The organism is Microbulbifer variabilis, assembly GCF_052468405.1.
In genome coordinates this window covers 2,438,884-2,455,809 of record NZ_CP174343.1, presented here as the reverse complement: position 1 = coordinate 2,455,809, position 16,926 = coordinate 2,438,884, and the positions used below count along the sequence as shown (strand labels likewise).

General features: G+C 49.6%; 14 protein-coding genes and 1 tRNA gene. 5 read left to right on the top strand and 10 right to left on the bottom strand.

Features of this window, described 5'->3' with window-relative positions; translation table 11 throughout:
- The first annotated feature begins 268 nt into the window (after positions 1 to 268).
- Complete coding sequence (locus tag ACJJJB_RS11225; protein ID WP_353376682.1) at positions 269 to 1,150, top strand: ADP-ribosylglycohydrolase family protein; 882 nt, start codon at positions 269 to 271, stop codon at positions 1,148 to 1,150.
- A gap of 38 nt (positions 1,151 to 1,188) precedes the next feature.
- Positions 1,189 to 2,262, top strand: a complete 1,074-nt coding sequence (locus ACJJJB_RS11220) for a DUF4113 domain-containing protein (protein WP_353376683.1) — start codon at positions 1,189 to 1,191, stop codon at positions 2,260 to 2,262.
- Positions 2,263 to 2,443: 181 nt separating this feature from the next.
- Here ACJJJB_RS11220 and ACJJJB_RS11215 read toward each other — a convergent pair.
- The 7 genes from ACJJJB_RS11215 to ACJJJB_RS11185 all read right to left on the bottom strand — a co-directional run bounded on the left by ACJJJB_RS11215 (position 2,444) and on the right by ACJJJB_RS11185 (position 8,804).
- Positions 2,444 to 2,520: transfer RNA gene (locus ACJJJB_RS11215), tRNA-Arg, on the bottom strand.
- Between the two features lie 267 nt (positions 2,521 to 2,787).
- Positions 2,788 to 3,276, bottom strand: coding sequence for a DUF1993 family protein (locus ACJJJB_RS11210; protein ID WP_445364922.1), 489 nt, complete (start codon positions 3,274 to 3,276; stop codon positions 2,788 to 2,790).
- 207 nt (positions 3,277 to 3,483) lie between these two features.
- Positions 3,484 to 5,703 (bottom strand): ATP-dependent helicase, encoded by a 2,220-nt coding sequence (locus ACJJJB_RS11205; protein WP_353376685.1) that lies wholly within the window; start codon positions 5,701 to 5,703, stop codon positions 3,484 to 3,486.
- A gap of 74 nt (positions 5,704 to 5,777) precedes the next feature.
- A complete protein-coding gene (locus ACJJJB_RS11200) occupies positions 5,778 to 7,532 on the bottom strand; it encodes a SulP family inorganic anion transporter (protein ID WP_353376686.1) in 1,755 nt (584 codons plus the stop codon).
- Positions 7,533 to 7,607: 75 nt separating this feature from the next.
- On the bottom strand, positions 7,608 to 8,045 hold the full coding sequence (locus ACJJJB_RS11195) for a YeeE/YedE family protein (RefSeq protein ID WP_026305078.1): 438 nt from the start codon (positions 8,043 to 8,045) through the stop codon (positions 7,608 to 7,610).
- Positions 8,046 to 8,053: 8 nt separating this feature from the next.
- Positions 8,054 to 8,485, bottom strand: a complete 432-nt coding sequence (locus tag ACJJJB_RS11190; protein ID WP_444901277.1) for a YeeE/YedE family protein — start codon at positions 8,483 to 8,485, stop codon at positions 8,054 to 8,056.
- 4 nt (positions 8,486 to 8,489) lie between these two features.
- Positions 8,490 to 8,804 carry an ArsR/SmtB family transcription factor gene (locus tag ACJJJB_RS11185; RefSeq protein ID WP_282953067.1) on the bottom strand — a complete coding sequence of 105 codons (315 nt, stop codon included), beginning with the start codon at positions 8,802 to 8,804 and terminating at the stop codon, positions 8,490 to 8,492.
- Between the two features lie 98 nt (positions 8,805 to 8,902).
- On the opposite strand from ACJJJB_RS11185, the gene ACJJJB_RS11180 reads away from it, so the two are divergent.
- From ACJJJB_RS11180 to ACJJJB_RS11170, 3 genes are all read left to right on the top strand, one after another.
- On the top strand, positions 8,903 to 9,781 hold the full coding sequence (locus ACJJJB_RS11180) for an MBL fold metallo-hydrolase (RefSeq protein WP_444946508.1): 879 nt from the start codon (positions 8,903 to 8,905) through the stop codon (positions 9,779 to 9,781).
- Between the two features lie 53 nt (positions 9,782 to 9,834).
- Entirely contained in the window at positions 9,835 to 10,248 is a 414-nt protein-coding gene (locus ACJJJB_RS11175) for a protein tyrosine phosphatase family protein (RefSeq protein WP_020413245.1), read from the top strand.
- A gap of 139 nt (positions 10,249 to 10,387) precedes the next feature.
- A complete protein-coding gene (locus ACJJJB_RS11170) occupies positions 10,388 to 12,109 on the top strand; it encodes a SulP family inorganic anion transporter (protein ID WP_020413244.1) in 1,722 nt (573 codons plus the stop codon).
- Positions 12,110 to 12,203: 94 nt separating this feature from the next.
- Here ACJJJB_RS11170 and ACJJJB_RS11165 read toward each other — a convergent pair whose 3' ends face one another.
- The 3 genes from ACJJJB_RS11165 to ACJJJB_RS11155 form a co-directional block, all read right to left on the bottom strand.
- The gene (locus tag ACJJJB_RS11165) at positions 12,204 to 14,396 is read right to left on the bottom strand and encodes a hypothetical protein (protein ID WP_445366251.1); all 2,193 of its coding nucleotides are present in this window, start codon (positions 14,394 to 14,396) and stop codon (positions 12,204 to 12,206) included.
- A gap of 606 nt (positions 14,397 to 15,002) precedes the next feature.
- The gene (locus ACJJJB_RS11160; RefSeq protein ID WP_445366250.1) at positions 15,003 to 16,193 is read right to left on the bottom strand and encodes a trypsin-like peptidase domain-containing protein; all 1,191 of its coding nucleotides are present in this window, start codon (positions 16,191 to 16,193) and stop codon (positions 15,003 to 15,005) included.
- A 383-nt stretch (positions 16,194 to 16,576) separates the two neighbouring features.
- On the bottom strand, positions 16,577 to 16,894 hold the full coding sequence (locus tag ACJJJB_RS11155) for a hypothetical protein (RefSeq protein ID WP_020413241.1): 318 nt from the start codon (positions 16,892 to 16,894) through the stop codon (positions 16,577 to 16,579).
- Positions 16,895 to 16,926: the final 32 nt, after the last annotated feature.

The following is a 16,926-nucleotide window of genomic DNA, read 5'->3' as shown; positions in this document are numbered from 1 at the left end:
TAGACGGAGGGAGCGGCAAGCTATTCTTATGCTTCTGGGCATTTCTAGCTGCAGCCATATCTCAATTTATTTCAAACTTGCGTAGATCACTGTAGTGCCTTGTAACAAAGCTATCTACACGCCCAACGTTGTTGGGCTGGACAAACTTTCCTGCGATCGAATTTGTGCTGGACGCTTACGCTAGCACAAATCAATCACCAAAAAATTTGCCGTATATAGCGGCGTTAGCAATCAATAGTCGATACTGGGTTAATGGGGAGAGATTTAAATGTTGTTAGAAATCGGAATAGGCGATGCTTATGGAGCAGGGTTTGAATTTTCCCCTAGAGAAAAAGTTGAAGCATACAATAACTTATCTCAGTACTGTGAGCATGAACTAGGGATTGCTCCTGGTTGCTATACAGATGATACTCAAATGTCGCTCGCGATAGCAGAATTGATTATTAGCGACGAAGCTTGGACAAAAGAGAATTTGGCTAATAAGTTCGTTGAATGCTTCAAGCGTGATGAGCGCTTAGGATATTCAAAAGGTTTTTACTCATTTTTGCACTCAATTAGTAGTGGTGAAGAATTTCTTAGAAAAATGAAACCACAAAGCACTAGAAATGGTGCGGCTATGAGATCAGCACCGTTGGGGTATGTCGACAATATTACTAAACTGTTAGAAATGGCTGAGCTGCAAGCGTCACTCACTCACGATACAGAAATTGGCCGTAAATCTTCGCAGGCGGTCGCTTTGGCATCACACTACGCCGTTTATAACTTGGGAGCAAAGGAAAATTTGACGGAGTTTGTGTCACAACATACCAAATATAATTGGCGAGAAAATTGGTCTGCTCCAGTGGCGTGCTGTGCTGAGGAAACGGTCCATGCGCTACTAACGGTTTTGAGAACCTCCGAATCTCTTAAAGACGTTCTTGTAAATAGCGTTGCTTTCAGCGGGGATGTTGATACGGTTGCTGCCGTTGGCTTGGGTATTGCGAGCCGTAGTAAAGAGTATTGTACTGGATTGCCGAGTTTCTTGATCGAGGAGCTGGAAAGTGGGAAGTATGGGAAAGTGTACCTCGAGGAAATAGGTCGCCAGCTAAGTGAATTCGGGGATGCTAACAAAGCTATGAACGAAGACGCCAAAAAGAAGCGAAGCTATTAGGCATCGGCGACCTTGAGCCATTCTTTAAGATTGAGCACTTGTTGCGCGTGCATAGGGTGGCGATCTTCTCTAGTAATTATCCGTTGTATGGCGATATCTCCCACCGGGTAATGACAACCCTACGAGAGTTTAGCCCCAATGTGGAGGTATACAGCATTGATGAAATGTTTATGGACCTTCACGGGCTGCATGAGGAGTGGCTGGATTATGGCCGCAAGATCCGCTGCACACTCTGGCGGGATATCCGTATGCCTGTGGGTGTGGGTATTGCGCCCAGTAAAACCCTGGCCAAGCTAGCTAACCGTGCAGCAAAGAAGATCCCTAAATGTGAAGGCGTCTGCGCACTTGATACGCCAGGGAAGTGGCAGTGGATGCAGCGCCGTACCGCCGTCAATGATGTCTGGGGCATAGGCCGGCGCCTCACCAGGCGCCTGGCCGATTTTGGCATACAGACAGCCCATGACCTGGCGCAGGCCAACCCGAAAATATTGCGCCGTCATATCAATGTGAACATTGAGCGAACGATAGAGGAGTTGAATGGGGTTCCCTGCCTTGGCTTGGAGGAAGAGCCCCCAGCTAAGAAACAGATCTATTGCACCCGCTCCTTTGGTGAAAAACTCACAGACTTACAGCCGATACTGCAGGCTGCCAGCTTATATGCGAGCAGGGCAGCGGAGAAACTGCGAGCGCAAAAATCGCTCGTAAAGTCGATTCATGTATTTCTGCATATCTCGCCCCATGAGCCCAACCACTACAGTCGCAGCACCGTTGTGCAGACTCCATACCCCACCGATGATACGCGAATAATCGTGCGGCTGGTGAGAGAAGCCATTGCCGATTTATACCGCCCCGGCTGCCGCTTTATGAAAGCAGGAGTGGGGCTTGCCGAGATTATCCCGCGTGCGCTAGGGCAGGGTGATTTATTCACTCCAGGGCAATCGATCAAAGCAGGGGTGACCATGCAGGCGATGGATCGGATCAATAAAAAGTATGGTCGTGGGACTTTATTTTTAGGGGCCGAGGGCATCCAGAAGAAGTGGAAGATGCGACAGGCTTTTACATCGCCTGCCTATACCACTCGGTGGGGGGATTTGCCGAGAGTGGTGACTTGATTTAACTGAGGTTGTTGTCCCTTATTTTTGGGGGCATAGCTTGACTTGTGGGGGCCGTTAAGGCTTCGGTTGTAAGTCGGAAGGGGCTGTCTAAATGTACAGTTTTTGAGTGATTATCCTATTTAATTTGCACCACAACAAAAAAAGGCTTACGCCGTGAGACGTAAGCCTTTGATTTGTATGGCGCGCTCGGGAGGATTCGAACCTCCGACCGCCTGGTTCGTAGCCAGGTACTCTATCCAGCTGAGCTACGAGCGCGTTACGGGTGCGGATAGTATAGAGGGTGTTCGCCGAAGTCAACTACTTTTTTACAGAAAAGTCGTTATAAATCATTGCCTTACCTTCTATAAGCCCGGTATCCGAGGGATGTTGGAGGCTGGGTGGGAGATAGCGGCCACAACTTCAAGGAAATGAGTCTGGCTCAGAAGGGTAGGTCGGATCATGTCAATACCGGTATTTCTGTATAGAGGGTAGGGTGGATTCAGTGGTGGGGTGTTGTGCTAGGCCGGGAGGCGTGTCCTCAGTTCAGACAAAGCTGAAGCCAGCCGGATAGCTATGGTAACCATCAAAGTCCCCTTTACTGAGTGCAACACCATGGGCGCGTGCGGTCCCATAGACCAGGCTGATATGGAATAGGAGGTTTGGCAGTATGTATTGGTAGATAAACTCAATTTGGGGCAGCTGCACTTCAATAAAACCGGCTTTGTCAGTGATTATCCTGCTGGTATCAAGTTGCGTTACTTTGGGTAAGGTTTCCAGGTGCTCCAGTGTTCTCTCGATAGTATCTTGAATATCCTCTTTTATAACCCCTTTCTTATCGAATGAAACAACTTTCCGGTCAACCAATGGGCAGTATCCGCGCAAAGCAAAATTGGCTGCAATTTTTGCATTGTCCCCCATGGAAAACATATCCGGGGAAAGCTGCTTGCCGAACAATGATTGTGGAATTTTATTAGTAATTAAAAGTAACTGGGAGAGGTGATGACAAAGAAGGCTTTTAATGGGAGGTTGCATAGAAATCTGTCTGTTAATTGGTCCGGAAGTAGTTCACGCTCAGTAAATGCGTAACTGGCACCGATGCCAAAAAAATCCATTTTCGTTATCTGAATAAGATACTGATGGGTTTTCACCAGTGATAGGCATTTCACCGCCAAACCATTAAGTATCGATGCAAAACTATATCCCAGCCCCAGATATAAAGATTTTTCTTTATCGCATTTACTACATTAAATACTGAGCCAAAGTCTCCCAGTCAAAGCGCCGCGGTTTGCCGTCACTAAACAGTATTTCAATTCGCTGGTCTTCCCATTTCAGCACCCGCCCATGGCCGAGTTTGCGGTGGCGTAGGCCCTCGCCGGGTTCCGGTTTGCGTATGGGCGCACGTGGGGCGCTGATATTGGGGTTGTAATCACAGGCTTCCAGGTAGTGGAGGGCCTGGCGGGAGACAGGGATATCAGTATCTATCTGTTCAGGGCGTTGACGCAGTGAATCCGCCATCAACTTGCTCAGGGGAAGTTGCATTTCACTGATAAACAGTGAAGGCTGGGAGGCTTCGGGGTCTTTTTTATTGGCTGCCTCTGTCGGTGCCAGCAGAAATAGTTTTGACTTTGCCCGGGTTATGGCGACATACATCAGGCGGCGCTCACTCTCCAGGGAGGCGGGGGTGCTGAAATCCCGTTGGGGCTGGTAGGGCATATTGTGCTGGGTGAGAGTGGGAATAATTACCTGATCCCACTCCAGTCCCTTGGCCTGATGCATGGTTGTTATCTGGATGGCATCTGCCTCAGTTTGCTCTCCTTCGCGGTGTTGTCGCTGCAGCTCCTGAAGGTGGGCAAGGGCTTCTATGGGCGGCTGTTTGAGTGTGTCCAAATATTGGCAGAAGGCGAGGATGGTTTGCTGCCGCTCTTCTCCCTGCTGGCGGGTGAAGGCGTCGTCAGCAATTCCGCTGAGGAGTTCCAGTTCGCCGATATGCCTTCGCAGCAGCTCACCGGCATGGCCACGCCAGTTTTCAATTTGGGTTAGCAGATCTGCGCGCTGGCGCAGGCGTTTGGTTTGTGGCTTGCTCAGGTCTTCCGGCAGCAGGTGAACCAGCTGCTTGCCCCAGCCCTTATCCAGGGCGGCGAGGGAGGAGCAAATGGGCTCCAGTACTTTGCGAGGAATACGCACATGGGGCGCAGTTAGCCACTCGTAAAGCCCCTGTTGACGCCGTTTGACGGGCAGCTCGGCAAATCGGCCTGAGGCAATATTCAAACTCCAAAAAAGTGGCCTTAATTCGCGGCGTGATAGCACCGTATTGCGGCTGGCAGATTTGTACGGAATATTGTTGGCCAACAATGCCAGTTCAATGGGGGCCGCAATAGACCAGAGGCGAACTAGCACGGCGATATCATTGAGTGGCTGCCCATGCTTTTGGCAGCGGCGCAAATGCTCTACCAGCCAGCGGCCTTCTTTATCGGTTCTTACCAGTTCGATTTCTGTATGCCGGTCTTCATCTGCGGAAACACAGAATATATCGGCGCGGTCGCGATTATTTTCGATAAAGTGATTGGCCGCCAGGGATAGCTGGTGGCCGTAACGGAAGGTGCGGCTCAGGTGATAAATATTTGAGGGCGGAAAATCGCCATCAAAAAATGTGAGCAGGAAATCTGGCTTGGAGCCGCGCCATTCATAAATAGTCTGGTCCGGGTCGCCAATGGCAATTACGTTGCCGGATTTTCCGTAGAGTACGCGCAATAAAAAGTGCTGTATTTCGTTGATATCCTGGTACTCATCCACCAGGATATCTTCGTAATAGCTACCGTATTGTTCGGCCATCTGCTCATCGAGGCTGAGCAGCATGGCGGGATCGTAAATCAGGTCGGCGTAAGTAACAGCATTTTGGCTACGGCGCCAGGTCTCGAAGGTACGAAACACCTGCAGGAAATACATGTACTCATCGCCGAGTTTCAGCTCCTGAAATGCGCTGAGGTCCCCGGATAGAATGGTCTTGGTGTAGTCAATAAAAAATTCTGCAGCTTCGATCTCCGATTGCTTACGCGCACGGATTTCCTCCAGCTCGTGGGTGGGGGCACATTCCTCAATCGCCTTCCAGATCTGCAGTTGAACAGTGGATTGGGGGAGAGGGGTGAGATTGGCCGCAGCAATATGATCATTGGCGATCATGCGTTGGTATAAGCGGTAGCCCATACTATGGAAAGTGTGTACCGAGGGAATAGGTCCATCCGCAAGGTGCCGCATACGGCGATCGAAATCTTCCCGCGCACTACGGTTATACATCAATACCAGCAGTCGCTCAGGAGAAATACCGGCATCCAGACGGTTTTTCACATAGTGCAGCAGGGCAGTGGTTTTGCCAGAGCCGGCAACGGCAATAATTTTGGCATGACCACCGGCGTGATCTGCAATTGCCTGTTGCTCAGTGGTGAGAGTATTGCCGCCCATCGTGTGCTTCGCCCAAATACTGGATATTTTGCCAGTGTAGGGCCGGCGCTTACAAGTTTATGGGGGATTTCGGTTCAGGCAGGATCAGCGGGAGGGTTGGGCCTGGCAGCTTGATTGTCGTCATCGATCTTATGGTGGCGCAGGGCCAATTCAGCAATATAAGAGGACAGGAACACCCTGCCGCTCAACTCCTGCAATAGCTTGGAGCGCCCCAGTCGGTCCAGTACTGGCCCTTTCACTTCTGCCAGGTGCAGGCAGATATTACGCTCCTGCAGGTCGCGATTGATTTGTTGCAGACGCTCGATGGCAGTGCTGTCAATACGGTTGACCGAAGAGAGAATCAGCACCAGGTCGTGCAGGTTGGGGTGGCGCTTGACCTCCACCAACAGACGCTCTTCGACTGCACTGATATTGCTGAAGAACAGGTTCTCATCGATGCGCAGGAAGAGGATATCCGGCAGGGTTTTCACTGTGTGGCGTAGCACATTGCGAAACTGCTCAGTGCCGGGTACCCGTCCCACCACGGCAATATGAGGCCGGCTTGTGCGCCAGATCAGGGTAGCGAAAGAGAGTCCTACACCCAGGCCAATCCCGGCCTCCACCCCAAACAAGAGTACCCCCAAGAAAGTACCGCCCATGGCAAGGCCGTCGGTGCGGTCGTAGCGCCAGTGGTGGGCCATTGCGCGGACATCTATCAGGTTTGCCGCAGCCACTATTATTGTGGCGGCCAGTACGCAGATCGGCAGTTCGGTAAAAACCTTGGTGGCATACAGCAATACCAGTGCGATCACTATCGCTGCAATAATCCCGCTGAGCGGGGTTTTCGCGCCGGCTTCATCATTAACGGCAGTACGTGCAAAACTGCCGGTTACTGCAAAGCCCCCGGAAAAAGCGCTGAAAAGATTCGAAGTGCCCAGGCCGCGCAACTCGGCGTTGGGGTTGAGTTTTTCTCCCCGGCGCAGGGCGATACTGTGGGCTACTGAGAGGCTCTCGACAAAACCGAGCAGGGCAATAATCAATGCCGGCAACAGTAGCTCGTAAACCATGCCCAGATTAAAAGAGGGCACCTTTAGGGCCGGTAAGCCCGCGGGAATCACGCCAACCACCGGCAGCTCTTTTTCCCAATGAAAGATGGTGGTGAGCAGGACCGATATCAGGACGATCAGCATAGGTGCCAGTCGCGAGAGCAGTTTTGCCCGCGGTGGGCTGGCCCCCATTTTGCGCAACAGAAATGGCAATCCCAGGCGCGCTGCAATCAGGCTGGCCAGGGCCACAATTCCCAGCAAGGCGGCTTCCGGATCTGTCATAGGGGAATTACTGAGAGTGCTTACCAGAATCTCCAGAGCGGTGTGCCCCTCACCCTGAATACCCAGCAGCGGTGCAATCTGCCCCACCATAATCAATATTGCTGCGCCGGAGACAAAGCCATCCACCACCGGCAGGCTCAATAAATTGGACAGGCTGCCAAGGCCCAGTAATCCCATTATTAGCAAAATGATCCCGCTCAGCAGGGCCAGGAGGATGGCGCCGTTTATATATTCCTCGCTACCTGGGGTGGCGATGGGGGTGAGGGCTGAGGCAGTCATCAGAGCCAGAACGGCTACCGGACCGACGGACAGTACAGAGCTTGAGCCAAATATTGCGTAGCCAACCAGGGGGAGTAGCCCAGCATAAAGGCCCAGGTAAGGCGGCAGGCCGGCAAGTGCTGCATAGGCCAGTGCCTGGGGTATCAGCATCATGCTGGCCAGGAGCGCGCCCACGGCATCGCCTACCAGCCACTTGGGCTGGTAGCGCTTTAACCAGGGTGGGATAAGGTGGTGAGCTCGCATTCCCTTGCCTGCTGAAGATTGGCCTGCTTCAACAAGATAGTTGGCTTGTGCCGCGCTAGTGGTTAAAGCGCGGGGTTAGCTCTGGGCTGCGACAGTTTTACGGGCGCCGAACTGGAAAATACCCATGCCGGTGAGCATTGCCAGCGTAAAAACCAGGGCCTTTTCCTGGCCGGCACCTGTGGCCACAATCGCTGGGCCAGGGCAAAAGCCCGCCAACCCCCAGCCCACGCCAAACAGCAGGCCGCCGATTATCAGGGGGCGATCAATATCGGCACTGGTAGGTAGCTGCAGGGGCTCTTTAAGGAGAGAACGGCTGCGTCCCTTTACTAGCTGAAAGGCTGGCAGCCCAACGGTAATTGCACCGATCATCACCAGCGCCAGGGATGGGTCCCAGGCACCGGCCAGGTCTAAGAATCCCAGTACTTTCTCCGGGTTTGCCATGCCTGAGAGCATCAGGCCCAGTCCAAAAGTCAATCCGGCCATTAGTGCGATTATTCTGGATTTCACTGTCATTCCCTCCATCAGGCTGCCAGTAAGTGGCGCAAAACATATACGGTGGCAAAGCCCGCACCCATAAACACCAGCGTGGCAACCAGTGAGCGAAGAGACAGGCGGGACAGCCCGCAAACACCGTGGCCGCTGGTGCAGCCGGAGCCATAGCGGGTGCCAAACCCCACTAACAGTCCGGCGACAATCAGGGTTGAGTAACCCGCATCAATTTTTATTGGGGGTAGGGCAGAAAAAAGTTGCCAGGAGAGGGGGGCGATTAGCATCCCGGCAATAAATGCCAAACGCCAACCAATACCTGTCCCCCTTTCCAATAGGCCGCCAATAATTCCAGAAATACCGGCAATGCGACCATTGAAAAGCAGTAAAAGGGCGCTTGCGAGCCCAATGAGTGCACCGCCAGCGAAAGCGGTAGTGGGGGTAAAGGCCGTCCAATCGATAGTCATGGGTCTACTCCGCGCAATAAAGTTGGTATAGGGTTTGCAGTAGGGTGAGAACTCGCTGGTCAGCTACCCGGTAATACACGTGTTTGCCCTCGCGGCGGGTGGCCACCAGCCCTTCGCGGCGCAAAATACCCAGCTGTTGGGACAGGCTGGGTTGGCGAATTCCCAGCCTTTCTTCAAGTTCGCCTACATTTAGTTCTTCCTGGCTCAGCTGGCAGAGCAGGATCAGGCGGTCCTGATTGGCCAGCGAACGCAGCATGGCCGCAGCCTGGCCGGCGGATTCGCGCATCTTGTCGAAGTCGAGATTATTGGGGTCTGGCATAGCGCTGAGCCTGTGAACAATTTACAAAATAACAATATATTGTTTTATATATTATCAGAATGTATATTGATAGCATAGTGAGTGCTGGAGGGCATGAAATGCACCAAGAGAAGCAAGTCGCTCAGGTAAAGCCGTTCCTTGATCGGGACACAGAAACCTGGAGCTATGTGGTATACGACAAGGAGGGGGGCTCCGCCGCAGTGGTGGATGCTGTGCTCAACTTTGATGTTGCCTCCGGGCGAACCGGTAGCCAGGGGGCAGAAGAGATAGTGTCGTTTATTCGCGACAAGCAGCTGACCCTGGAATGGATATTGGAAACCCACGCCCATGCGGATCACCTTTCAGCGGCCCCCTTTCTGCGGGAGCAGCTGGGTGGGCGTATCGCTATCGGTGACCAGATTTGCCAGGTGCAGAAAATCTTTCGCGATGTCTTTAACCTGGAACGGGAGTTCCTCGCAGACGGCAGCCAGTTTGATCATCTCTTTAAAGATGATGACACCTTTAAGGTGGGAGCGCTGGAAGCGCGAGTGATGTACAGCCCTGGGCATACCCCGGCAGATATGGTTTGGTTAATCGGGGACGCCCTGTTTGTGGGAGATACCCTGTTTATGCCGGATGTGGGCAGCGCCCGCTGCGATTTTCCCGGCGGTGATGCCACACAGTTATATCAGTCTGCACGCAAGATATTGTCCCTGCCAGAAGAAACCCGCATGTTTATGTGCCATGACTATCCACCTAAAGGCAAGCGGGATTACCAGTTTGAAACCAGCGTAGGGATTCAGCGCCGGGAAAATATCCACTTGCGCGATGGTGTCAGCGAAGAAGAGTTTGTAGAAATTCGCAAAAAGCGCGATGCCAGCCTGAATATGCCGAAGCTGATTATCCCCTCTGTGCAGGTAAATATCCGCGCGGGACAAATGCCTCCGGCAGAATCCAATGGTACTGTCTATTTAAAGGTTCCGCTAAATCAGCTTTAGCTATTTGTTAAAGTGTCCCCAGAGGATTGGATTAAATCAATTTTGAGGCGAACATGAACATTAAAAAACTGGATGACCAGGTCAGCGTTTCCGAACATATTACCTGTGACGCTTTGGCACCCTTGGCGCAGAATGGTATACAGGTTGTGGTTTGTAACTGCCCGGAAGGGGAGAGTGAAGCGCATCCCAGCTATGCCGATATGAAGCTTGCAGCGGAAGAAGCTGGAATTAAGTTTGTGGCAATTCCCTTTACCCGTGGGCGTATGATGCGAGAGCACTGCGAGGCCTTTCGCAATGTGCTGCAAGAGGGAAGTAAAGTGCATGCATTTTGCCGAACCGGAAACCGCTCCAGCCAGGTTTGGGCGGGGGCCAAAATCCTGATGGGTGCAGATAAAAAGCAACTGCACTCCCAGGCTCAAGGGGCGGGTTTTGATATTAGTGCAGTACTGGTCACAATCGAACCTTAATCTCATATATTTTTCAGCAGTCAATTCTGGCTGCTGGTGATTAACTATTCTCTATGGCGGTACAACCTGGTGCCGTCTCTAATCTTTCTTGAGTCCTGCGTATAAGGGGGCCGTGGATAGAGAAAAATGTGAGCAGTAAATGATGGCCAAGCAGCAGTTTTCCAGATGGTTTCCTATTCTCAACACCCTTACTTTTTATGATCGGGACACCCTCATTCGGGATCTTTTGGCTGCAGCAATTGTTACAGTACTGTTGATTCCACAGTCTCTTGCTTACGCTCTACTCGCCGGTCTGCCAGCTGAAGTAGGGCTTTATGCCAGTATGGTGCCCCTTATCGTCTACGGTGTTTTTGGCACTAGCAATACTCTGTCGGTGGGGCCGGTTGCTGTGGTTTCCCTGATGAGTGCTGCCGCATTAGGAGAAGTTACAGCGTCAGGTGCTGTGGACTACCTGAGTGCCGCTGCCGCTCTTGCGCTTTTATCTGGGGCTATCCTCGCAGTACTGGGTGCTTTGCGTCTTGGCATGCTCGCTAACTTTCTCTCCCACCCAGTGATATCTGGTTTTATCACTGCCTCTGCCTTATTGATAGCACTTAGCCAGTTGCGGCATCTGCTGGGTATATCTGCCAGTGGTGATACTGCGCCCGAATTGCTTGTCTCCCTATGGGAAAATTTAAGTGCAGTTAATAACCTGGCTTTAATAACCGGCTTGGGAGTCGTGCTGTTTCTATATTGGGCTCGAGCTTATGGGGCAACACTGCTGAAAACCTTTGGTTTATCATCGGGCACTGCCGAACTCCTATCTAAAGCTGCTCCAGTATTGGGGGTGTTGGCAACGATTGGTTTGTCATTTTGGATGGACTTTGAAGTGCGGCAAGTAGCCTTGGTGGGCCTTATTCCTGCAGGTTTACCATCGCTGACCGTGCCCAAAATATCGTTGCCGTTACTTGAGACTTTACTGGTGCCGGCATTAATGATCGCCATTATTGGCTATGTAGAGTCTGTATCTGTTGCCAAAACCCTAGCGGCTAAGCGCAGGCAGAGAATTGATACCAATCAGGAATTGGTTGCCCTGGGTATGGCCAATGTGGGGGCTGGTCTCTCTGGCGGATTTCCTGTGAGTGGAGGCTTCTCCCGCTCTGTGGTGAATGACGCAGCCGGTGCGCAAACGCAATTCGCCAGCATCTTTACCGCGGTGGGTATTGCCCTGGCCGCACTCTTCTTAACTCCGTTTCTTTACTATCTCCCCAAAACCACTCTGGCTGCTACGATTATTGTTGCAGTTCTCTCGCTGGTGGATTTTTCTATCCTGCGTAAAACCTGGCATTTTGCTAAGGCGGACTTTCTAGCAGTAACCCTGACCATCGCCGTTACGCTGCTGTTTGGAGTAGAGCCCGGCGTTGCCTGCGGGGTAGGTGCTTCGCTGCTGCTATTTATTTATCGAGCCTCCAAGCCGCATATTGCGGAAGTTGGACTGGTGGAGGGTACGGAACACTTCCGCAATATTCATAGGCATCAGGTAAAAACTGTTCCTGAGATTCTTAGCTTCCGTGTAGATGGGCGGTTGATCTTCTCTAATATTGGCGTTTTAGAAGAGCGTATCTATGCAGGCCTCGCCAGTAATCCTCAAGTGAAGCATGTGATATTGATGTGTAGTGCGGTGAATGAAATAGATTGGAGTGCCTTGGAGGTATTGGAGTCTATCAATGGCAATCTACTGGATAGAGACATTCAACTGCATCTGTCGGAAGTTAAGGGGCCAGTGATGGATTGCCTGGAGAGGAGTAGTTTTCTGCAGAAGTTATCTGGAGATGTATTCTTGAGTCAGTACCAAGCATTTTCTTCTGTTGTAGAATATTAACCTTAACTATTCGTAATCCACTTAAATGTTTTTATTAAAAATGGAGAGCGAGGCTCTCCATTTTTAAGTTATTAGTGATTTCTCTATGGCTGAATTAATTAATGCTGTTTGAGTGGTAAATCATCGCTTGCCAAACATTTTGCTTGCCGCCACCGTAGTTGTCATAGGTAGGGTTCTTGATGTATGACCAGGCTACTTTACCGTTACCAAGGAAAATGGGTTCATCTAGGCCACCCCAACCATATTTAGTCAGTTTTACTGGCCCTTCTAACACATTCAGGTCTGCGTCAATCTCCATAACATAATAGGCTTTAGGGACCAGCATACGCATTGCGCCATTCTTAGCTGAACTTCGGTTATATGACAGGTTGTCGGAGATACACTGAAATTGTGCGTAGCCAAACAGGTAGCGACCATTTTTCAAATTGATAAGTTGAGGGTCACTGATTTGACAGTCGGGCTCCTCTACCAGCCATTTGAAGCCTTGCCCCTCGATACTGCCGTTACCATCGACTTTGGCGATGCCAATACGGGTTAAAGAAGAGGCGTCCAAGGCATCGCCTCCGCGTAGGCCCTGTCTGGAGATGGTTGGGTTGGCGCTGCTTGACATATATGAGAAGAAGCAATTTGTACTATCTGAACATTGCTCATCAAAGGGGCCTCCACTACTTGTATCAATGCCGTATTTGCTTTGAAGGAAGCTATTCATTTCCTCGTCATCGATATACTTGGGGGAGACGATAAGCGATAGATTTGTATCTTCATCAACCGGAACTACCGTGTGCCCACCTCCATTGGAGAAGAATGCATTGTCGGACGGGACCAGGTAATTGTAATTTCCTTCAAATCTACTGGTTGAGGAAGTATCCTCCATTTTGATAGCAATAGTGTTTAACCCGCGAGACTGATTATATTTGCCGCCATCGCTGGTACAAATTGCTCCATATTTTTCATTGTCTGGGTTATAGAAAGCCCGGATATTTAATACATGGCCATAGCCACAAAGCCAATACCAACCCCTATTATTGCTGCCACTCATGTTTAGGGACCAGTTATCCCGATCAATGACGGTCATTCCTGCAGAATAGTGGGAGCCGCCATAGCTGCCGTCAAAAACTCGCGCTGTCACGGAGAACGCATAGCTGGTACGGCCTTGGCTATCATTATCCACATAGATAAGCTCCTGGGCTCCGGCATGGCCACCACCGTGCATCTTGTTTACAACATAGGCTGCGGGCTTTTCACTGAGCGGTTGATTGTCCCACTCCATTAGCCAGATCTGGTCGTTATATTTATAGCCTCTCTCACGAATGTACTCGACCATCGCGTTATAGTCGGCTTCAGAGAGCTGATCGACGATATAAGCCATCTCCTCTTGCATCTCATTTCCTTTAATTGTCTTAAAGGATGGAGAATCACCAAAATCGGTCTCAGGGAAACTGGCTTTAAGCCCGGGGAGGAAGTCCTCAAATGTTAGGGTTGGATGATCAGTAAAGTAGCCGATGTACTGACTATGATTGGTTGATATCATCAGGCCGATGTCCCTTTCAATACGGGCATCAATAGGGCTGATATTGTCCTCCATTTTCATCCAATCGCTGCCGTATTGCTCTACCAAGTCACCCTGAACCTCATAACGCTTGTTTGCCTGGTATTCAGTGTTGCACAAGACCGCAACCCGGGAGCAATCTGAGCTGGCCGCAATTCCATGCGACTCGTAGCATTGTTTTAGCAACGTTGTGTTACCGGTTTGATCGAAGCTTGAAGTCTCTGGGTTATATTGCAGCTCATAAACAGTGCCATAAGTGACTTCATCATCTCCACTACCCTCGCTTAGGGTCTTGGAAACAAATATCCGAGGTTTATCAGTGTCAGTTGCGCAGGCAGCCGTGTAAGTTCGCATGGGGACCGACTTTAGGGTGTCGTCCTGGGTGCTGTCTGTCCTGGCAATATAGTGTGGGAGCCCGTGAACCTCTTGAGCATTGGGTTGGCCATTCGGTAGGGTGATATCCCGAGAAGTAATTCGGGCAAATCCCAAGTCTGCAGTTTCAATATCGCCAACAGTCACTGTGCCGGGTTCATTGTCTGGAAGTGGTGTAGTGCTACCTGATCCGCTGCCGCCCGTACCACTGCCACCTGTGCTACCTCCGGAGCCCTGGCCACTACCATCTCCCCCTGTGGATGGGGATGGATCGGAATCCGAAGAGGAGCCCCCACCGCCACCGCATGAAGCCAATACGACAGTAAGTGTCAGTGCCAAAATTTTCTTGCTAAATAGCTTATCCATAGTCTGCTCAAAGATACATTATTTAAATCGAATGCAATGTGGGAACTTGTGGACCACTTCACAATGTTGAAAAGGCAAAATTGGGGGACCATTCTAGTTCCCTTTATTTACTTTTCTGTGCAGTACTTAATATATCTTCTACTGGGTCACTATATTGAAAGGAAATCTGGTATAGGCCCTCTTCTTGACCAGTTGGAGAAGTTTTAAATGGAATCACTAGAAGTTTTGTCGAAGACTGAATAGGAGAGTAAGAGTACCTATGGATCAATGCCAGTGTCTAATTTTTATCAATAAGTGCGACTAATTTTTTGACGAGGTCTCACAGTGGAAAAGGTCGGTATCTTAGTTCATGTTAGAGTAACTTCGATTGCGATTGGCAAAAGGAATATATGTATGTCAGGTAAAATCTGCCTGTTTATGAATAGACGATGTGTGCTTGATGCCCACAAATTTATTTGTCAAATGCTTCAATGATTTATGATTCAAGTGTCTTACAAGGTTTGGGTATTACACTTCATAACTGACAGCAAGTTTTGGATTTTTTGCTAGACAGCTTTTGCTCACCAATGCCAGTGGGCTAATTACTGGCATTGGCAGGCTCTTTTTTTAATTTAATAGAAAACTGACTATTGGTATTAAAATAGCTGCAAATTTGGTTTGCGGATTGGATGATGGATCATTTGGATCAGTACCCTCTTCATACTCCTGAAGGTTGGTATATCCATCATTATCTGGATCATACCATGCGTCATTTACAGATAATGGATTAAGGCCATTGTCATATTCCCATTTATCATCAATTCCATCACCGTCTGTATCAGTCAGGTTTACATTCGTACCGATTTGACGCTCATGCCAATTGGACAAGCCATCATTATCGTTATCAATACGAATAGCTACCTCTGTAGAGACCAATTCAATATCGGAATTTAAAACGCCGTGATTGGCACCGCCCGTTGACGTACAACCTGCATTGGTATGTACACCAATCAGGTGACCGGAATCATCTAACACGCCGGAGCCGGAGCTCCCTCCTGTTGTGTCCAAGTTTGCGTAGCGCATATAGCCGACCAAGCCGCCACTCGACTCTACGCCGTCATATTGGCCGGCGTCAACTACCTTTGGAATTCCTGCGGGATGTTGGATAATTGTTAATTGGTCATTCAGATTTGGAATGTCGGCAGATAACGAGGCAGATGGAAATTGAGAGTTAGGGTTGCCTGCTAGCTGGACTACTGCATAGTCTAAACCACCGTGTCTATATTCTACCAAGTCAACAATGTCAAACGATACTATGGATCTCAATGTGCCATTTGCATCATATTGATAATTAAATTCAACATGCATATTTGTAGCATGTTGTGCGGATGTAATTGTCCGCCCTGTGGTATTGTCAATAGGAGCATCCCATCCGCGCCCGTCATTGGTTTGCTGGTCGAAACAGTGCCCGGCGGTTAAAAACAAATTGTTGGTTAGTAATGTACCCGTACACCACCTAACGTCATTGACATTTCCTGGGTTGTTATATAGCGCATTAAGGTTATTGTTCCATCGAATATGTCCGACAGCACCTTGATGCGTGTTAACGAAGTCTATGGTTGGCCCAAGCGTTCCGTTATAGCTCTCAACATCTTGCCAGTCAGTAGTGGGTCCACAAATAGATTCAGTGATAACTGCATCTGGAGGAGGGGGGATTTCATTCATCATTGATGAATGGCTGTCTTCGGCAAATGAGAATGATCCCGCGGTGACCAGCGCACCGAAAGAGACTATCCCTAGTATTGCATTTATATTCATTATTGCTTCCCTATCGTTTATGTATTCGCAAATGCGAAGCTAGTCGCCGCCCAACATTGGTTCCACTGAGTAGATATATTTACAATTTAACCCGGGCATTGTGCCGGAAGATTCCAGGTAACTATTGGCAATGCATATCCTATAATCAAGGATACCTTCCCCTTTTCTGTAAATGCGCCAATATGAAAGGCAACTTTTGGATAGAATTTTGTGGTTTGCACCAATCTAATTTAGTGATTGATGCTTCACAATGGTTCTGCTGATTTCAATATTCAGCAAGAGTTTGGTGAAGCATTCCTCACCAAACCCTAAAGTTCCAGAAGCATCTTGGTTACTTACTAAAGCTGTTCTGGCAGTTGGTGGTACCAAAATTAAGGTGCTCCCTAATAGTCCTGGTACACATATCTAATATACTGATGGTTTTCCGGGTCACATGATGGAACCCCAAGCTTAACGCTCTTTCCAGTAGTGGCCGCATTTAATAGCATGGCATACCAAGCTTTCGCCGTTTCCGGTTGAGAGTCCAAGCTGAAACGCCAATAGGTATTTCCTACGGTACTCTCTAATTTACAGGCATCATCTTTTAATCGGAAGTTGACGATGTTGTCATGAACATAGATTCTAGCTACTGGACCAACTACAGCATCAGCTTGAACATTCGCAGCTAAAGCTGCAAGACCCAATAATAGGAATTTTTTCATTTTTAAGTGGCTCCTAGCCAAGGTTTTGTGTG